Raw genomic sequence first — 17,915 nt, forward strand, 5'->3', positions numbered from 1 at the left:
GAGGTGAACCATGAAAACACCAGAGACACTGCTCAGCAGGCTGCAGCGCATTATGCCTCCAGGCATTGAGCCCAAGTTTCGGACCGCCGATGAATTGCTTGCGTGGAATCGTTCGGAAGGGGAAAAGCGAAGCGCTGAGTTGGTAAAAGAGAATCAGCGCACCCGCGCTGAGCGAATATTGGGGCGCTCAGGGATTTGTGGTCTGCATCGTAACTGCTCGTTTGCCAACTACCGGGTAGTGAACGATGGGCAGCGACAGGCCCTGAGCAGAGCGAAGAGTTACGCACAAAATTTCGGGATGGGGTTCGGCAGTTTTGTATTCAGTGGTGGTTGTGGAACCGGTAAAAACCATCTGGCGGCGGCTATCGGTAACCACTTATTGAAACTGGGGCATACCGTGCTGGTGGTTACCGTTCCTGACCTGATGCTGCGCGTACGCCGCTGCTATGACGGTGGCGAGTCTGAGTCTTCGTTGCTTGATGACCTATGCAAGGTCGACTTGCTGGTGATTGACGAAGTCGGCGTTCAGCGAGAAACGCGCGCTGAGTGGGTGATTTTGAATCAAATAATTGACCGTAGATTGTCCTCACTGAAACCAGTGGGGGTTCTTACCAACTTGAATGCGGAGGAATTAACCAACGTTTTGGGCGCCAGGGTTATGGATAGATTAACAATGGATAGTGGAATTTGGGTGAGTTTCACGTGGGGGAGCTATCGAAAAAATGTAACTCACAGCAGATTGACCAAGTAACCGGAGCATAAACCAATGAGCAGAATAACAACCAAACAGTTCGTAAAACTTATTCAAGGAAAAAATCTCACGACAGAGCAAATAGCCAAATTGATTAAAAGAACCTACCCGAAAAGCGATATGACCCGGTCACAGGTCTGTACTCGGCTACGAGCAATGGTTAAGTCACCGAATGTCGATATTGAGAAAACCGGGCAGGGTAATCAGGCCCGTTATCGGTTGAACTGTGTCGCAGACCGTTTTATTGAGTTGGGCGATGCAAATTATCGGCAAGGTTCTAATGAAACAAGAACCGAGAAAGCTGTGAAGCATTCCCATCCCATTGAAAAGCGATTTTGTCAGTTACACAAAATGTTCGATGAAGCATTGGCAAAAGCTAAAAAGGGGGCACGGTCATGAGCGAGCTTGTTTTACAGGAAGACTTCTTTGCCCCTGCATCGACAGACCTGATTGACGGCCTACTTGGTCAGTACAAGCAGCTGCGTAGCGACATTGAAATGATGGCCGAGTTGATTAAAACGCATGGTGTATCTGTATACCATTTTCTTAATGGGAACCGCGGCAACCATGATCGTTATATTCGTAGTGTCGATGAAATCTTCGAACTCAATGGGGCAATAGCCAGCCTGAATGCTGATTTTTGGCAGAAGGCCCTTAATCTCACTGATGTTTACGAATATATGCCCAATAACCGCCGAGAAGAATGGCGCGAGCAGATTCAAAATCCTCAGGGCGTGAAAGCCAAAGGCATCAGCCAGTACGACGCACGTCAAGGGGGGCAAAAGAAGGAGTGGGAAGTCGAACCTTTGCCTGACTTCGAGGAAGAGGCCGTGCGGCCAACGATTACGGCACTGCTCAATGCACGCCAGCAGTTCTTTTCAGAACGTGTTGACGGGATTTTTCGGGCGCTATCTGGCGAACATGTGACAAACCGCCCGGAGGGCTTCGGCAAACGGATGATCCTCGCGAGAGTCTACAACGACTGGGGTAGCACGGAATACCGCATGGCGGGGTACATTCAGGACTTGCGGATTGTCATCGCCAAGTTTATGGGGCGTGACGAGCCACGTTGGAACGCAACAGACAGCGCTTTACTGGCCGCACGCCGTCGCCCTGGTGAATGGCTAGCGTTAGATGGCGGTGCCTTACGTGTTCGTGGTTACTTGAAAGGGACCGCACATCTGGAAGTTCACCCGGAAATGGCGTGGCGTCTAAATTGTATTCTGGCACAGCTCTATCCAATGGCCATCCCGCCGCAGTTCCGGCAGAAGCCGAAGCGTAAGCTCAAAGATTTCGTGATGATGGGTAAACCCTTGCCGTTTGCAGTGCTCGGGGAATTGGCAAGGATGAAAACGGAGCGCTATACGCCGTGGAGACGAGAACGCTGGGAGGAACCACTTGAGCCATTGACGACCAACCCGTTTAACCGCGCATTCGATTATGGCGACTATGACAAAGCAGTCCGAGAGCAGGCTGAGAAAGTGCTTGAAACCATCGGCGGCGTGAAGGTCATGGCCGGGCCGCGCAAAAATATATCGCTCTGGGAGTTCGATTACGAACCTGCCAGCGTCTTGGATGAAATCATCGCCTCTGGCTGTATCCCTGACCAAAAATCCCACCAGTTCTATCCCACACCGGCATCGCTGGCCGAGCGCTGTATTGAGCTTGCGGATATTGGCCTGAATGACGTTTGTCTGGAGCCTAGCGCTGGAATGGGTGGCCTTGCCGAGTTTATGCCGCAAGACCGAACTACATGCGTCGAAATTTCCCCCGTTCACTGCAGAGTGCTTGAGGCCAAGGGTTTTTCGGTGGTGCAGGCCGATTTTATCAAATGGGCTGAGAGCCAAAACGCCAAGTTTGACCGCATAGTGATGAATCCGCCATTTTCCGAAGGTCGTGCCGTCGCGCATGTTCAAGCCGCAGCCGAATGCCTCAAACCCGGAGGGCGGTTGGTAGCAATCATGCCATCAGGAAACAAGGACAAGGATATTTTGCCCGGCTGGCAAGTGGACTGGTCAGAACCCATCAGCAATGAGTTTGCCGGCACCAGCATATCGGTAGTGATTTTGACTGCGACGCGGGAGGGATAACCTATGGCAGAATTTTGTAATGGCGCTTGTGGCGCTACTATGGAAGACATGATTTTGAAAAACGCCATCAAGCGGATCATTGAACTGGAAACCATGCTGCTGATCCCGGTTGAAAATGCGGTATGGCCTCAAGAGGTTGAGCTGGTGATCTCGCAGATAGACGGTGCGGAAAATTTACCGGAAAGCCACCAAAAACGCCTGCGTCATCACATCAATCGTATGTGGCTCGAAAAGATGCAGATGCCCTCGATCATTTCCGTTGCCACTGTGTTGGCTGCCACCTTGGGGCAATACGCATGAGAGAAATTATTGTTGATAACTTTGCTGGCGGCGGCGGTGCCTCAACAGGGATCGAAATGGCCACCGGCCGCAGCGTTGATATTGCTATCAATCACGACCCACATGCGATCGCCATGCACGAAACCAATCACCCGGACACGCTGCATTACTGTGAATCTGTGTTCGATATCGATCCGGTTGTCGCCACGGCTGGCAAACCCGTTGGGCTGGCGTGGTTTAGCCCTGATTGCAGGCATTTTTCCAAGGCGAAAGGCGGCGCACCGGTTAAAAAAGAAATTCGTGGGCTTGCCTGGGTAAAAATTGGCTGGATTCTGAAGGTTAGACCACGGATGACGGCGATGGAGAACGTGGAGGAATTTAAAACGTGGGGGCCGCTCATTACTGATGCGCATGGCAATGATTACCCCTGCCCGAAACGCATCGGGGAAACCTTTGCTGGTTTTGTTGCCATGCTGACTACCGGTATTGCTGCAGATCACCCTGCGCTGGTGGAGTGCTGCGAGGTATTGGGCATCGAGAAGGGCAGTGAGGACCACCGCAAATTGATCGCAGGTCTGGGCTATGTTGTCGAATATCGAGAACTGCGTGCCTGCGACTATGGTGCGCCCACTATCCGAAAACGTTTCTTCATGTTGGCGCGGTGCGATGGTTCCCCTATTGTCTGGCCCGAACCGACACATGGGGATCCGAAATCTCAGGAAGTTAAAAGCGGCAGGCTGAAACCATGGCGAACGGCGGCCGAGATCATCGACTGGTCAATCCCAACCAAGAGTATTTTTGGCCGGAAAAAAGATCTGGCCGATAACACGCTACGGCGCATCGTCAAAGGTTTGCAGCGGTTCGTTATCAACAACCCGGATCCCTACATCGTACAGATTGGGCAAACGGGTTTTGGTGGTGATGGGCGGCAGTACGCAGTAGAGCAGCCGTTGACAACGATCACCAGCAAAGCAGAACACCTTTTGATCGAACCGTATGTCGTGAAAAGCAACCACACCTCGAACAAAACCAAGTATGACTGTTTCCGGGGGCAATCTGGCAGGCTGCCACTTCAAACGATCACCCAAACCCATGGATTCGGGATTGCAGCCCCGGTGGTGGTGAGGCAGTTCGGAAACAGCACCAGCCAGTCGGTAGATGCACCCGTTGGCACTGTGATGCCTGGCGGTGGTGGCAAGACCCAAATAGCTGCGGCTGTTCTTGTCGGTACCGGTGGCAATGAAGGGCAGATGCGTGCCAAGTCAGTGACAAAGCCGTACCAGACGATCACCAGCGTTTCGCGAGTTAATGCTGTGAGCGCGGTGTTAGTTGGTGCTGGTGGTCCGAAATACTCCGGTAAACCACGTGCAGCTGATTCGCCGATGATAACTTTGCCTACTACGTCACATACGGCGTTGGCGTCAGCCACTCTGATCCAGATGGGGTATGGCGAGAGGAAAGGGCAAAACCCGAGAGTGCTCGATCTTGATAAGCCACTAGGCACCGTTGTAGCCGGAGGTATTAAGCACGCTGTCGTAGCTGCAAATCTGGTAAAACACTACGGCGGCAACTATACCGGCGCAGGCCTGGGCTTGGATGAACCCTTGCACACAGTTACCAAGGTTGACCACCACGGGCTCTGCACTTCACATCTTGTCCATCTGCGTGGAACTTGCAAAGACGGCAGACTGATTACCGAACCCGTACCGACGATTATGGCCGGTGGGCAGCATAACGGCCACGTCCAAGCATTCCTCACCAAATACTACGGCACAGCAACGGCTGTTGACGTGGCAGAACCGGTGCACGCGGTTACCACAAAAGACAGGATGGCGCTAACAGAGACCCAGTGTGGTCAGGAACCGCTTTCAGAGGAACAACGTTATGGGGCATGGTGGTGTGCTCGGTTGCTGGAGAAATTCAGCGACGAACCGGATGTTATTCATCTGTTCCCCGCAAAACGCCCCAGTTATATCCGAGTCGGTGAATACATCATCGTGGACATCTGCATGCGCATGCTTGAGCCACGTGAATTGTACCGCGCACAAGGTTTCCCTGATTGGTACATCATCGACCAAGATTATCGCGGGAAAAAATACTCAAAAGCGGCACAGGTGGCACGGTGTGGTAATGCGGTGCCACCACCGTTCGCAGAGGCGCTAGTTCGCGCTAATTTGCCGGAAATGTGCGTTGTAAGAGAGGAGCAAGCAGCCTAAACAGTTCGCTTACGAGGCCCCATTGATATGTTGGGGCCAATCAGATCTGGCAGTCAGCTAAGTGCCAAAGCGGAATTACAGATATCACACAGTGTTAATTTTTGGGAGGTAAATCAAGCTGAAGTGAAATTTTACGAGTAAAATGAATTTCTTATTGAAAAGCCCCTAGCGGCATACCTCCTGATAGGAATGTCTGAATCAAGAAGACGAAACACCATGGAATATAAGAAAAGAAATCAATCAGGTGCTGGGTCACATGCGGGACGTGGGTTTCGGTATCAGGATGCGGTTGGTGTATGGTTGGCACTCCGATGTTGGGGTCGGGAGCTTCCCTATGGTCTTGTTATTCCTGAGGGGCGAGATGATTACGAATTACAGGGCACCACTTGTTCTGCACTTGTGCAAGTTAAGTCTCGTCGTGACCACATGGGGTTGTTTCCTATTGGTGAAGTTGTTGGTTTTGTAAGAGCGCTCTGGAGCCGGTATGAAGCATCTCCAGATCCTGACAAAGATCTGATTCTGATCCTTGAATGCCCTGTGATACAGGGGCCAAAAACAGATTATGTCCTTACCGAGCATGCCGGTTTAGTTGAAGCTCTGTGGGAAGACCCGCGCTGGAAATTACTTTCGCACCACACTCGCATCTGGATTACTGCTGGACCTGCGGAAAAAGCAATTGAAACTATCAGCTATACACTCTCTTGCGCGCCAATGTCATCGCAAGTTTACTATGGCGAATTGTTAAACCACATTGGTGGGTTGGCTGACGCGAATGGGATGGTTAAGGACGGACGATACACAGGGCTGGCTGTCTCTGATGTTGAAATGATTATTCGTCGAATGGAGCCTGTCCTTGATGTTGCAGGTATGGAAATTGCCCTTCGTGAGGGTTACTGCGATGCCATTGATTTTCTGACTGCTTTAAACGAGCCCGCATTTTATCAAGGGGTTGATACCCGACCAGCCCATCTTGCCGCTGGCCTTGTTGTGGAAAGACCTGAAGCGCGTAGTGCGGTTTTAGCTATGCTGACAGCCCAAAGAGCCGCTCTGATCGTTGGACAGTCGGGCACCGGGAAATCAGCACTCATGTGGGAAACAGCCCGCGTCAACCGACATACTGTACGTTGGTTTGAAATTACGCGTGGTGACAGCTTTGACGCGCACTTACTTATCCGTCTCGCTCGCTCATTGAGAGCATCATCTACAGCGCCCGTTGGTTTTATTTTTGATGATGTCGGTAAAGGAAAAGCGGGCCTTTGGGATAGCCTGCTGCGTGAGGCAAGGGCAGGAAGCGGCATTCTTCTACTCGGTTCAATCAGAGAAGAAGACGTTTTTATGCTGACTACCCGGTCTCTTGCCGGAGAGATCCGCCCAACCGTTGAGGAAGCTGTTGCCGAACGGATTTGGCAGCAGCTTTCTCATCAGGGGCAAACCACATGGGCTGGCTGGAGAGAGCCTTGGGCGCAAAGCAATAAGCTTTTGCTTGAGTATACGCATATCCTTACTCGTGGTGAACGGCTTGAACTTGTTCTTGGAGAACAGATAGATTGTCGCCTTCGGGAAGCAAGGGATGCCGAACTGGCTATTCTTCGCATCACTGCACTGGCTGGGGCTGTGGGGGCTATGGTTGATATTGGCCGGTTATCTGAAGTTTTAGGCATCTCTCAGAGTAATCTTTCCAGAGCACTACGGCGACTCATTGATGAACATCTAATATCCGAACCCCGGAATGGGCACTTGGGAGGGCTACATCAGCTACGTTCTGCGACTATTCTAAGCCTCTGCCATAAATATCCCCCTCCAACACTTTTGCACACCATCACAGAAACAGCGCTTATCGTTCACCATACGAATCTGGATACCCTAGCGGCTTATGTCATCATTCATTATCCAGAAGCTAAAGACGCTTTGATTAAGGCGATTGCGACCCGAATCGAACGTGAGTGCGAACCAGCTACGTTAGTTGCTGCTCTTTCAGGGCTAGGACAAGCACATATCGAGATGACGCTGCGAGGCTGGATTCCAGAAGCGCGAGCTCTGGGGCTGGAACCAACTCAAGTTACTGGCGTTGTCATGTTTGCCGTAGCAGATACAGATCTTTCCTCTGATATTTTTCCTGAACGTATAAAAAATTCAATTAGGCTACTACAAACTCACTCCACTGCTGATCCCCGATTGGCTTTATTCAGCCAACTTTCAGCAACTGCAGTTAAGCGGATAATTTCTGCGTCTACGGTACCAAATCTTCGGGGACTCTTGGGAGCAATGTTGGGTATAGATATTCCGGAAAATATTCGACAGGTTATGGCTGATTTAAGACCTTGTTTTGATGAGCTGGACCTTATGGCTATTGCCGATCTTTTTGGTGTTGCCCGACTTATCGATCCAAATATTCCTATGACATGGACAAATAGTAATTCCCCAAATCATTTAATTTCTCGTATTCCACTTGAGATCCCTTGGGCTGGACCAGTTAGTGTTGAAACTACGCTAGAAGGTCGGCAACTTCGTTGCTCTATCTTCCATGTCGCACATTCGGTCCAGACAGACGTTCATGCAGATGTTGTAAAGCTTTGCACACTTTTGCTTGGATTGGATCCAACTGCCGCTATAGTTGCCGTAGATGCTGTTGCTCCGGGTAGTTTTCTTTCAGGTACTCCGGATTATCCCCTTGCGTCTAAGCGAATTCCAAGAGAAAACCTGCCGCCATCAGCATTACCAGAATGGAATAAACGGTGGATAGCGACCACCGCCGGGCTAGTAGGAACAGAAAGTTATACGGATTACTTACAGAGAGCGATCAAACTGTTAGATAAACTCGTCCCGCTAGTTGAAAAGATTCTGGATGGAACCTTACGGTGCAAGGCTCCTTCATCTAAGGTTCTGGAACAACTTGGAGCCGTGCATGAGGCTTCCCGCGAGCTTACCCCACCAAAAGGAGGGGAGTTTATTGGTAAAAATACAGAACTGCATGCCACTCCTGTTCAAAACATATTATTTGCTTGCTCCGCAGATATGATCAGGCGATTTATATCTTTGCCTGAAGGATATGGCGCATATATTGCTTGGCTGAAAGATCTGTTGAAAGACATAGAGAAAGGAAAGGATTACCCTTGGGAGCTCGTTGGAGGGTATCCGGAAAAATCCTTCACGCGATTAAAAGAGCTGATCACATCACTGCGTCTTCTGTCAGCAGAAGCGGGCTCTCAGGGAAAAAATCCGACACGGCTATGGCTCGCGGAAGCTAAAGCGGCTGTGCGTGGAGGGGCATTGAGCAACGCTGTCAGAGTGGTACTTCGTCAGTTCAATAAGTTAGCGTCTGGTAAGCTGCTGGAAATAGAGAGCAGACTGAAAAATCGAGGGATTGAGGCTGAACTCCATGCCCGCCCGGACTGGGAAGAACTTTTACCATGGCCAACAGCAGAGATTCTGACGATCGTTGATCTTGAGTATCTTGAGGACTGGTACAACTGGCTTAGCGAACATGGCACACATGTTAAGACTGCAATTGGCGAGAATCGCCGTATATGGATTATTCCTAGGATTGCAGGAGTGGTGGTATCTCGTCTTACCGTCAGAACGGTATTTAATTTTTTTGCATCACCGTATGCCGTTGATGACTGGCTTGATGAGTTAAATTTGCATCGACTTCACGATACGCTGACTCAGGCTGCGCAACCTGCATTGGCGCTTATCAGCGAGCTTGACGGATTACGTCATTTCAATCTTGGAACAGTGAGTCGCCCTCATCTGGAGCAGTCTGTGCGTGTGGAAGATGAAAGTGCGCTGGTTTCCGCCTTGGAGGAATTTGAACAGATAGCAGAAAACACACCGGTTCAGATGTTGATCCGACAATTAAATGAAGAGTGTATGGCTGGACGAATGGATATAGCTGAAGGGGAGGTAGCTGTGTTGCATGGACAACTCACTCCTGGCGGAAAAGCGTTGCTGGCTCTGCACCTTACCTTACTAGCACAGGATCTGGTAACTGACTTGGCCCAAGCGTAAATAAAAATATAGACATCAGTCAGGGAGCATTTGAGTTGGTCTCGTTGTGAAGACAGGAAATGTCTATTGATGTGGGACTGGCCACTCTAGATAACACCGAAGTGACGATGGAACGTAAGTTTAACTTCAGTTCTTCGCTCTTAGCGGACTTTCAGATTAAGTAATGATAGCCCCGTTTAGCGGGGCTAATTAAATCAAGAAATATATTAATCACGAATAGTGTCGTACTTATCTATATCACTCTCTATATCTTTCCGTAATAGCTTGATAACTTGGCTTGACATTACTTCACGTAAATTACTACCGAGTAAAAAAAGCATATTGTCTGCTACACTCAATGACAATTGTTGGTTGCTTGTCTCGCTGAGTACGCGCTTTACCTTTCCATAATCCATGCCTAAAGAATTAGCAAGCCATTTTTTGCTGCGTTTATGCTTTAATAGTTTCAGTTTAATTTCATTTGCTATCAATATTTCTATGCTGGATTTTTTTACAGATGTCATAACGTTTAATTTAAGTGTCCTATTATTGGCCAGTTGCACCTAAAAGTGCAGGTCTTTTTACACTAATGGCTGATAATAGGACGTGGTAAATTAATGTGATATTAATCACTTAATGGGCTAAGACGAAAACGTATATTTTGGTCCGTGAATTTAAAAGTAATTCATTGATGGAAATGAACTCGGATGATCATTATGTACGATGGAATAATTATTGTAATTTATTGTTATAATGTGTGTTCTACCGTTGTTGTTAAATTAAACAACAGAGGTGCGCAATGAATATGGAAGGTCGTCATTTATACGAATTCCCGGTCAAATTACCGTTTAGCGGTAGGGCAGTTACTTATACTGAGGAAGGTAAGGTTAAAGCGGTAATGACATTGCGCCCCGACCAAGTGGTAGTCAACATGGATACGATGGTATCTATGCTTCGGGATGCTGGTTACATCGTCAAAAGAAAGTGATGTATAATATCCACCTCAGCCTGAACAACTGAGCACCTGCTGCGCTACTGGAGAGCAACCAATGGCGCAGTTACTACAATTAGTAAAATCCGCACCAACAATACTGACCCCGGCAACAATCGAGGCCAGCGAATTCTTGCAACGTGTGAAACTCGGCGAGTGGATACAAGCCGAATTCAGGCGAGTCCGCAATTACCGGTTTCACAAACGATTCTTTAAGCTCCTGCAATTCGGTTTCGACTACTGGACGCCGACAGGCGGCACACTGACGCTACCAGAACGCCAGCTTATTGACGGCTTTGTCGATTACCTCATTGAGATGTCCGGTCAGCATGGGGCAGTCATTAGCGCTGTAGCAGATGACTATCTATTCAAGGTAGGCAAGTTACGGGCTAAAGAAATTGCTGTACTCAAATCATTTGAACCCTATCGCGCTTGGGCCACGGTCGAGGCTGGCTATTACGACGAAGTGATCCTGCCCAATGGATTACGCCAGCGGGTACCAAAATCAATCTCGTTCTCGAAAATGGATGAGGACACGTTCCAGGGGCTTTATAAGGCTGTGTTCAACGTCCTGTGGCATTTCATTCTATCCCATAGTTTCCGCTCCCGGCAGGAAGCCGAGAATGTGGCTCTGCAGTTGTTGGAGTATTCCCTATGACAGATGAAATCTGGACCCAGGCGCGCGGCTGGGAAGGAAGTTATGAAGTTTCAAATATGGGTCGCGTTCGGTCAATCGCCAGAAAAGGTAGGAAGGGCTCCGGTCGTACTTATGGTGGAAAAATTATTAAGCAAACCTTCCATAAGAGCAGTGGTTATTTAGTCGTAAGTCTCAGCAAAGATAATAAAGCCAGACAAGTATTGCTGCATAGACTGGTTTTATCCAGTTTTAAGGGTGACGCTCCAGAAGGGATGGAGTGTTGTCATGAAAATGGTGATAGGTGCGATCCCCGGCTTAAAAATCTGCGCTGGGATACCAGAAAAAACAACCTTGCCGACAAGAAAAAGCATGGCACATGGCAGGGCGGAGAAAATAACACGTGGCACAAGTTAAACGCTGCGCAGGTTATTGCAATCAGAGCATCAAATAAGCCCCATAAGTATTGGATGGAAAAATTCAATGTTTCCTATGGTTGTATCGCTGCTGTAATTGAAGGCCGGTCATGGAAGCATGTGGAGGTTCCCCATGGCTAATTTACGCAAAGAAGCCAAAGGCCGTGACTGCCAGATCCGTTTACCTGGTGTATGCAACTTCAATCCTGAAACCACTGTTTCTGCACATTACCGCATGGCCGGTACATGTGGTACTGGAATTAAACCTGATGATTCGCAAGCTGCATGGGCATGTAGCTGTTGCCATGATGCCATCGATGGCCGATTAAAAACCGAATATGACCGTGAAACCCTGCGTCTTTACCACGCCGAGGGTGTATTCCGCACGCAAGCAATTTTGAGAAGTGAAGGAAAGTTATGATTTACCCTGATTACAAAGGCCGTGGTGACGGTAAAGAATTGCAGCTGCGTGCGCTTGAGCGCGTGTGGATCCAAGGTAAGCTCAAAATGTGGGGGCGTTGGTCAGGGATAGAGAAGTTCGGCAAGGCGGGTAGCATGTTCAACCGGCTGTTATCCAGTCGCAAGGTGACAAAGACGGCGATCACCCAGGCACTGCGCCAGCTCAAAAATGCAGGCTGTGAAAAAGGGGAGTTGCACGCGTATTTGCTCGATATTCTCGAAGGTCGGCAAAAAAGTGGCTTGGCGTTCTGCAGCGATAAAGAAGCAGCAATAATCGACGGGGTGATAGGTTCGGTGTTACTGGCACACCCAGGGCTAAAATCCATTATTCATGAGCGATACCTTGGCAAAGGTAAAAGTAAAAAGGCTATGGCCGCTGACCTGCATGACAAGCGTCCTGATTGGTGCTTGCGAACGTGTGAAACCCGCATCGATGTTTGGCTTAAGACGGCAGAATTTATGCTTTACCTGCCGATGAGTGACGCGTTCAATTCAAACATTGGCCGATTTACCGTTGACTTTGCGCGAAAATCGGATAAATTCGTATAAGCTTCGCGAAGTTTTGCCCGCAGCGACAAAGTCGAAAGAAACCCGCCATTGTGCGGGTTTTGTGTTTTAGAGTGCAGGCCTAGAATGCCTTGGTTGACAAAATTCAGTGTTTACGTAAATATGGTTGACGTTAATTAGTCAACTGAGATGAGCAATGAAAAAATATCAACTAGCCCTACAAGACGCCTTCTCTGACGCAGCGAGAAAAGCCTTCTCAAGCTCAATAGTTAAGGCTTATGTGCAGTCTGTTAATGGAAGTAAAGAATTTGGGAGCTTTGCCCGTGAGGCTCAACCATACTTAAGATGGTTTTGGTGTGAGGCGTTGCTTGAAAAAGCAGCGAGGCAGTCAGGGTTGAGTTATAAAGCAGCATCTAACTACGCTAAAAACTGTAATCACTTGACAGTCACATCAAAAAACTGGTCTTTAACAGCGCATCATTCGAGTAATGGACCTTTACCTCGGCATGCGGTTTACCGCGCGATGTATGTGAAAGGTAGGATGGGTGATTTATTCGACGATTATGATCAGGGATCAGAGGTTCTGATCATGGGAGGCCATGTTTACCTGATGCATGACGGTATAGGTGCCAATGTAGATGCTATTAATCTGACTGTACCATCAACTGATATGAAGTCTGTTCTCTTTACTGAATCCCTAGATATTGTATCTCCGTTCGATGTCGAGGAGGAAAAAGTAGAGGATGAGCTTGATACTAAAATCGTCCTTAAGGTCGAAGAGCTACTAAGAAAACAAAAATGAACATGAGCCCAATTTCAACGCTTAACCGTGAAAAATCAATAAATCCCGAACGCCTAACTGAAGCAAGAGAGGCAAAAGGATTGACTATGGCTGATCTTGCCAGGTTACTTGACGTTTCTCGACAGGCAATTTCAGCGTTTGAAAAGGGCCTTAAGAGTCCTTCTTTTGATACTTTATCTCAAATTTCTCGTGTCTTGGGCTTCCCTGAACGTTTCTTCTTATCAATGAATTCGTCGCCAACTATTGATGGTGCTGTTCACTTTAGAAGTCGAAGCACAACATCTAAAAAAGAACGCCTCATGGGACGAACCAAGGGGAGATGGGTATCTCTCATTTTGAATGAGATGACGAGGTATGCAACCTTGCCCGAAACCAATCTGCCAGATTTTGAAATACCTGATTTCGAGTTTCTTACAAAGGCTGACATTGAGGAATTAGCTACACAGGTTAGAAGATTTTGGGGGTTAGGTGACGGCCCAATTCGTAGTTTAACTCAGCTACTTGAGAATAACGGGATTGTTGTAGCAAACATCCACTCTGGCGAAAAAGTTGATGCTTTTTCATTCTGGTCGGAAAGCACTCCGATTGTAGTTATTGATAAATCTAAGACTGCGGTTCGCATGCGATTTAGTATTGCCCATGAGTTAGGGCATTTGGTTATGCACAAGGCGGTTGACGATGATTATCTTGAAGACAAAGAGCTATTTAACAAGGTCGAAAGGCAAGCAGATTACTTTGCTGCATGCTTCTTAATGCCTGCAAATAGTTTCAGCAATGAATACTTTTCACCGAGCTTACCATCTTTAATAAAAATGAAAGAGCGCTGGATCGCGTCGATTGCTGCCATAACTCATAGGGCGTCTAGTCTTAGGTTGATGAGCGACAATCAGAAAGAGTATGTTTTTAGGCAACTTGCACCATACCGAAAGCGTGAACCCTTAGACGATGTGATTCCCAGAGAAGAACCAAAGCTGATTAATAAGCTTGCTAAGCTACTTGATGAGCATAACGTTATTAAAAAGTATGATCTCATTGAAATGATTGGGATCCCTGAAAATGATTTTTTGACTATAACTCACCTAACAAGAGAGGAGTTAGAGCCAAGCGAGATGAACGTTGTGCCAATAACGATTCTTAAAAGATAACATCAGCAATCATGTAAGACCACCATTTGGTGGTCTTTTCACAGTCGGGTGCCTAAAAGAAAAAAATAAACGTCAAGGATGGAATATTGATAAAGATAAGACATCGAAGAACAAGCGGATGCCCTGGCTGAAGCAACCCTGAAACTCTGCGTGATGGATGGCATGGCAGGCAAGGAAAAGGTTAAGCAGCTACAGATGCAGTTTGTGACAGGTAATGGAATCGAAGATCACTAAGTAATCAAATCGTGAAGAGAGCCAGTTCCACACTGGAAGTTATTAACGTATTATTTAAACTGGGTTTTTCTAGCGGAATGGAACTGGTAATGAGTGAGTTTGATATCATCGTAGTATCTTCATTAGTCATCACTTACATACCTGCTTTCTGGTTTTTGGGTATGGGTGTTACAGCTCAGAGTATCGCGGAAGAGTTCGGTTATGACAAAACCTATTCGCGGGGACTTATACCTAAATGGGCAGGTAAATGCGGTGGCTTCGCTATTTTAATTCACTATTGCTTTGTGCTGCTCATTCTTACCCTAGCGAACTGGATATATGGGCTAGCGGCGTTTGGGGCTGGTGTAATTCCTTTTATACTTTTTCCTCGTATGGCAAAAATGTATCGAGGAATCTTCCGAAGAAGCGCGTTCCGTGTTTATAAAATGGATTCGCAATCAGGGAAATTTCTGTTAGAAATGTTGATGAAAACCAGAAAGTTTCGCTAGAAAACAAGTCGTATCAAGTCAAAATAACTCGCCTCGGCATAGCCTGGGGCTTTTTATTATGGGCTCACTTCGGTGGGCCTTTTTGATCCCAATACTAAGCGCTAAGGGTATTTTTAGAAGCCTGGTCGCCAGGGGAATATTTCTGCGTAGTTGTATGGTAGGCATGAAAGGAGGGCATTTGGGGTACTAACAGAAAACCCCGGCGTGATACCGGGGCTGATTGAATAATTAAGGGATAAGCTGTTCAGCAGTACAGTTATATAGTGTTGCCAGTTTTTCGCGTGTGCGTTTTTGGGGGCGCTCAGATGCCTCCCACTGAGAAACGGTTGACTGTGTTGTGCCTAGTTTTTCTGCGACATCATACTGAGACAGGTCGCGATAAATTCGCCAGGCAGCCAAGATAGAAACATCCTGATTTACCATAATATTGATGACGGCATTGGGCACTGTCACATCATCATATTTTGACGGTGTGTAGGGCACATCCTCCCACTCATCTTTTGCCTTAATGAGCCTCTCGTATTCATCGTAAGGCACCACAGCGTACTGCGGTTCGCCTTTATCATTACGAATAATTTGTGTGGCCATTTTTTAATATCCGGGGTTTCCCGCCTAGTAAGTTGTCGATGTTCTCCGTTTGACGGATGTTATCCATCATTTCCTCATTTGCTAAAGAGCAAATCCGCTTCGGATAATTAGATAATAAGGTTCGCATCGTATTGCGTCAATGCAAATTGCGTTCAAAGTACGATTATCAATTGTAGCTGCGCTATTGCGTGGCTTTTTCATTTCTAGCGCCCAACGGGTTAAGGATATATGCAAATGCCTGCAAAGAACCCAGACGTCTGGGCAATCATTTTCGCGTGGCTGCTATCTGTAAAAGAACAGGGCATCGCCGCAACGTTGGCCGGTGTAATGGCGTGGTTGCGCGGTAGGTATGAGGGCGAGGGTAATTTGAAATCTCTGCTCGATGCCTTTATGTGCTCAATTTTTGGATGGTTCGTTAAGGATGGATTGACGCTGATAGGACTGAATGCTGATTGGGCCTATCTCTCCAGCGTCGTGATTGGGTTCCTTGGAACTAAATATTTTGGCAAGCGCATTAAAGACATTGCTGATAGGAAAACAGGGGCAGCAAAATGACAAAAGACCAATTTCAAAGGGCGGCTAATATCAGCGCTGAGTTAGCTACGCGCTGGTATCCGCATCTAGAAGCCACGTTCTGTGAGTTTGATATTTCCACCTCGACAGCGCAGGCAATGTTTATTGCCCAGGTAGGGCATGAGTCAGCCGGGTTTACAGTGTCTGTTGAGTCATTTAATTACAGTCAGCAGTCATTAAAAAAAGTGTTCGCCCATCGACTATCGCCCGATCAGATTTCCATGTTAGGACGGCAACGAGGCGAAACATCGGTACCACTCAATCGCCAGATGGCGATAGCTAACTTGGTATACGGCAGTCGCATGGGTAATAAGGCTCCCGGCGACGGCTGGAAATATCGTGGTCGTGGCCCGATGCAACTTACCGGATTGGATAACTATCGGGCATGTAGCACTGGTCTGAAACTGGATTTAGTCGGACAGCCTGAACTACTGGAGCAAGATATTCACGCCATGCGCTCCGCTGGCTGGTTCTGGCAATCACGAAACTGCGGCAAATATGCTGCCGATATTGAGCGTGTGACACTGCTGATCAACGGTGGCACCAACGGGCTTGATGACCGCAAGGCGCGCTTTGATCAGGCTAAAAAGGTGCTGGTATGAAATACGGTCTGATTGGTGCTTTGTTGGTTGCCATCTGCCTCGGCTGGTATAGCTCTGTGCTGACTGGTCGGCTGGAAACGTCGCAGCAGTTAATAAGAGAACAGAGTAAATCACTGGAGCAACAATCTGCGTTGATTGGCACCATGCAAATTCAGGATGCGCAGAACCGCTCGCTGATGGCTGCCCAACTGCAACAAGAACAGCAACTGCGCCAGCGGGCCACTGCCAACGAAAGGAAATTCCGTGAAGCGATTAAAAATGATGATTGCGCCAAGCGCGATATGCCTGGCGCTGTTGTTGAGCTCCTGCAGCCACTCCCCCCTGCCGCGAGTACCGAAACCGTTAATCCTGCTACCCCCTGAAACAGTATTTACTCCCTGTAAGCGTCCCGTGCTGCAGGGAACGACATGGGGGGATGCCGTTAGCTACACCTTGCAGCTAAAGGCCGCACTTATGATTTGTGCAGGGCAGGTTAATACGCTGAATATCTGGAAAAATGGATTGGAAAAAAACTTTCATAAATAATGATATTGACATTTTTTCAGGAGTTTTTTATTTTCCATGCTAAATGTCAATGCATTATTCGAGTGCATAATTTAAATTATCAAGTGCCATCAATTAGTTGATTTAAGGTTTTCGGGGTCTAATAATGCTTTGTTTTCGTCGTAATTAATGACATAATTCATTTTATCTAAGGTGATTTCCGCTGAGATTTTAATGAATTCATTTTCAATATTTTCTATTTTTTCAACAGCTTTAACTAGATCTTCATAGAGTATCAATTCGTTTATTTTTTTATAACTACCAATAGCTTCATCATAAATACTGTCTTCAGGGTCTTCATAATAAACAAGGAATAAGGGGTTGTGAGCAATAAGGTTTCTCATGTCAATAAGTTCAATGATAGAGTCTATGCATTTTATATACCGTTGTGAGTATTTGTTGTTAGTTTGGTCGCTTAGAATTATTTCACGTAAAAACTTAACCCTTGTCTTGAATGGTAGGTTTGATGTGTATTTTAGAGTGACTGGTTCAACAAGTCTCTTTAGCAAAATATAAGTTTGATGCTCTAGGCTTCCAAAGCCCAGAACGAATCTTCCAACTACAGGCGCCCATTTTTCCGTGTCAACTATTTTCATTTCTATCCTTTAAT

At 47.4% G+C, this 17,915-nt stretch carries 19 protein-coding genes; 16 read left to right on the forward strand and 3 right to left on the reverse strand.

The genetic code is table 11. From position 1 onward, the window contains the following. Positions 1-10: 10 nt before the first annotated feature. The 6 genes from SAQUA_RS10085 to SAQUA_RS10110 all read left to right on the forward strand — a co-directional run bounded on the left by SAQUA_RS10085 (position 11) and on the right by SAQUA_RS10110 (position 9,344). Entirely contained in the window at positions 11-751 is a 741-nt protein-coding gene (locus SAQUA_RS10085) for an ATP-binding protein (protein ID WP_380673140.1), read from the forward strand. Between the two features lie 15 nt (positions 752-766). Next, on the forward strand, positions 767-1,150 hold the full coding sequence (locus SAQUA_RS10090) for a hypothetical protein (RefSeq protein WP_380673142.1): 384 nt from the start codon (positions 767-769) through the stop codon (positions 1,148-1,150). Further along, a complete protein-coding gene (locus SAQUA_RS10095) occupies positions 1,147-2,841 on the forward strand; it encodes a DUF4942 domain-containing protein (RefSeq protein WP_380673144.1) in 1,695 nt (564 codons plus the stop codon). Before SAQUA_RS10090 ends, SAQUA_RS10095 begins: the two co-directional genes overlap by 4 nt. Before the next feature lie 3 nt (positions 2,842-2,844). Next, positions 2,845-3,141 carry a hypothetical protein gene (locus tag SAQUA_RS10100; protein WP_380673146.1) on the forward strand — a complete coding sequence of 99 codons (297 nt, stop codon included), beginning with the start codon at positions 2,845-2,847 and terminating at the stop codon, positions 3,139-3,141. Further along, positions 3,138-5,336 (forward strand): DNA cytosine methyltransferase, encoded by a 2,199-nt coding sequence (locus SAQUA_RS10105; RefSeq protein WP_380673148.1) that lies wholly within the window; start codon positions 3,138-3,140, stop codon positions 5,334-5,336. The genes SAQUA_RS10100 and SAQUA_RS10105 overlap by 4 nt, the downstream gene beginning before the upstream one ends. 216 nt (positions 5,337-5,552) lie before the next feature. Further along, entirely contained in the window at positions 5,553-9,344 is a 3,792-nt protein-coding gene (locus SAQUA_RS10110; RefSeq protein WP_380673150.1) for a hypothetical protein, read from the forward strand. 206 nt (positions 9,345-9,550) lie between these two features. Here SAQUA_RS10110 and SAQUA_RS10115 read toward each other — a convergent pair whose 3' ends face one another. Beyond that, positions 9,551-9,886: a hypothetical protein gene (locus tag SAQUA_RS10115; RefSeq protein WP_380673152.1), complete on the reverse strand. Its 336-nt coding sequence runs from the start codon at positions 9,884-9,886 to the stop codon at positions 9,551-9,553. Between the two features lie 486 nt (positions 9,887-10,372). Here SAQUA_RS10115 and SAQUA_RS10120 point away from each other — a divergent pair, with 486 nt between their 5' ends. The 7 genes from SAQUA_RS10120 (at position 10,373) to SAQUA_RS10150 (ending at position 14,999) form a co-directional block, all read left to right on the forward strand. Next, on the forward strand, positions 10,373-10,972 hold the full coding sequence (locus tag SAQUA_RS10120; RefSeq protein WP_380673154.1) for a DUF1367 family protein: 600 nt from the start codon (positions 10,373-10,375) through the stop codon (positions 10,970-10,972). Then, positions 10,969-11,505, forward strand: a complete 537-nt coding sequence (locus tag SAQUA_RS10125) for an NUMOD4 motif-containing HNH endonuclease (RefSeq protein WP_380673156.1) — start codon at positions 10,969-10,971, stop codon at positions 11,503-11,505. The genes SAQUA_RS10120 and SAQUA_RS10125 overlap by 4 nt, the downstream gene beginning before the upstream one ends. Then, entirely contained in the window at positions 11,498-11,785 is a 288-nt protein-coding gene (locus tag SAQUA_RS10130) for a DUF1364 domain-containing protein (protein ID WP_380673158.1), read from the forward strand. The genes SAQUA_RS10125 and SAQUA_RS10130 overlap by 8 nt, the downstream gene beginning before the upstream one ends. Further along, positions 11,782-12,372, forward strand: a complete 591-nt coding sequence (locus tag SAQUA_RS10135) for a DUF1133 family protein (protein WP_380673160.1) — start codon at positions 11,782-11,784, stop codon at positions 12,370-12,372. The genes SAQUA_RS10130 and SAQUA_RS10135 overlap by 4 nt, the downstream gene beginning before the upstream one ends. A gap of 154 nt (positions 12,373-12,526) precedes the next feature. Further along, positions 12,527-13,132: a hypothetical protein gene (locus tag SAQUA_RS10140; protein WP_380673162.1), complete on the forward strand. Its 606-nt coding sequence runs from the start codon at positions 12,527-12,529 to the stop codon at positions 13,130-13,132. Beyond that, positions 13,129-14,277, forward strand: a complete 1,149-nt coding sequence (locus SAQUA_RS10145; RefSeq protein WP_380673164.1) for a helix-turn-helix domain-containing protein — start codon at positions 13,129-13,131, stop codon at positions 14,275-14,277. The genes SAQUA_RS10140 and SAQUA_RS10145 overlap by 4 nt, the downstream gene beginning before the upstream one ends. A 323-nt stretch (positions 14,278-14,600) precedes the next feature. Next, positions 14,601-14,999 carry a hypothetical protein gene (locus tag SAQUA_RS10150; protein WP_380673166.1) on the forward strand — a complete coding sequence of 133 codons (399 nt, stop codon included), beginning with the start codon at positions 14,601-14,603 and terminating at the stop codon, positions 14,997-14,999. A 228-nt stretch (positions 15,000-15,227) separates the two neighbouring features. Here SAQUA_RS10150 and SAQUA_RS10155 read toward each other — a convergent pair whose 3' ends face one another. Beyond that, on the reverse strand, positions 15,228-15,587 hold the full coding sequence (locus tag SAQUA_RS10155) for a helix-turn-helix domain-containing protein (protein ID WP_380673168.1): 360 nt from the start codon (positions 15,585-15,587) through the stop codon (positions 15,228-15,230). A 234-nt stretch (positions 15,588-15,821) separates the two neighbouring features. Between SAQUA_RS10155 and SAQUA_RS10160 the strand changes: the two genes are divergently transcribed. Genes SAQUA_RS10160 through SAQUA_RS10170 form a run of 3 tightly spaced genes read left to right on the forward strand, consistent with a single transcriptional unit; the run spans position 15,822 to position 17,124 of the window. Then, positions 15,822-16,142: a phage holin, lambda family gene (locus SAQUA_RS10160; protein ID WP_380673171.1), complete on the forward strand. Its 321-nt coding sequence runs from the start codon at positions 15,822-15,824 to the stop codon at positions 16,140-16,142. Beyond that, positions 16,139-16,762: a glycoside hydrolase family 19 protein gene (locus SAQUA_RS10165; RefSeq protein ID WP_380673173.1), complete on the forward strand. Its 624-nt coding sequence runs from the start codon at positions 16,139-16,141 to the stop codon at positions 16,760-16,762. Before SAQUA_RS10160 ends, SAQUA_RS10165 begins: the two co-directional genes overlap by 4 nt. Then, positions 16,759-17,124 carry a DUF2570 family protein gene (locus tag SAQUA_RS10170; protein WP_380673175.1) on the forward strand — a complete coding sequence of 122 codons (366 nt, stop codon included), beginning with the start codon at positions 16,759-16,761 and terminating at the stop codon, positions 17,122-17,124. The genes SAQUA_RS10165 and SAQUA_RS10170 overlap by 4 nt, the downstream gene beginning before the upstream one ends. A 252-nt stretch (positions 17,125-17,376) precedes the next feature. Here SAQUA_RS10170 and SAQUA_RS10175 read toward each other — a convergent pair whose 3' ends face one another. After that, on the reverse strand, positions 17,377-17,901 hold the full coding sequence (locus SAQUA_RS10175) for a hypothetical protein (protein ID WP_380673177.1): 525 nt from the start codon (positions 17,899-17,901) through the stop codon (positions 17,377-17,379). Between the last annotated feature and the right edge of the window lie 14 nt (positions 17,902-17,915).

The organism is Serratia aquatilis, assembly GCF_044865145.1.
Classification (GTDB): domain Bacteria; phylum Pseudomonadota; class Gammaproteobacteria; order Enterobacterales; family Enterobacteriaceae; genus Chania; species Chania aquatilis.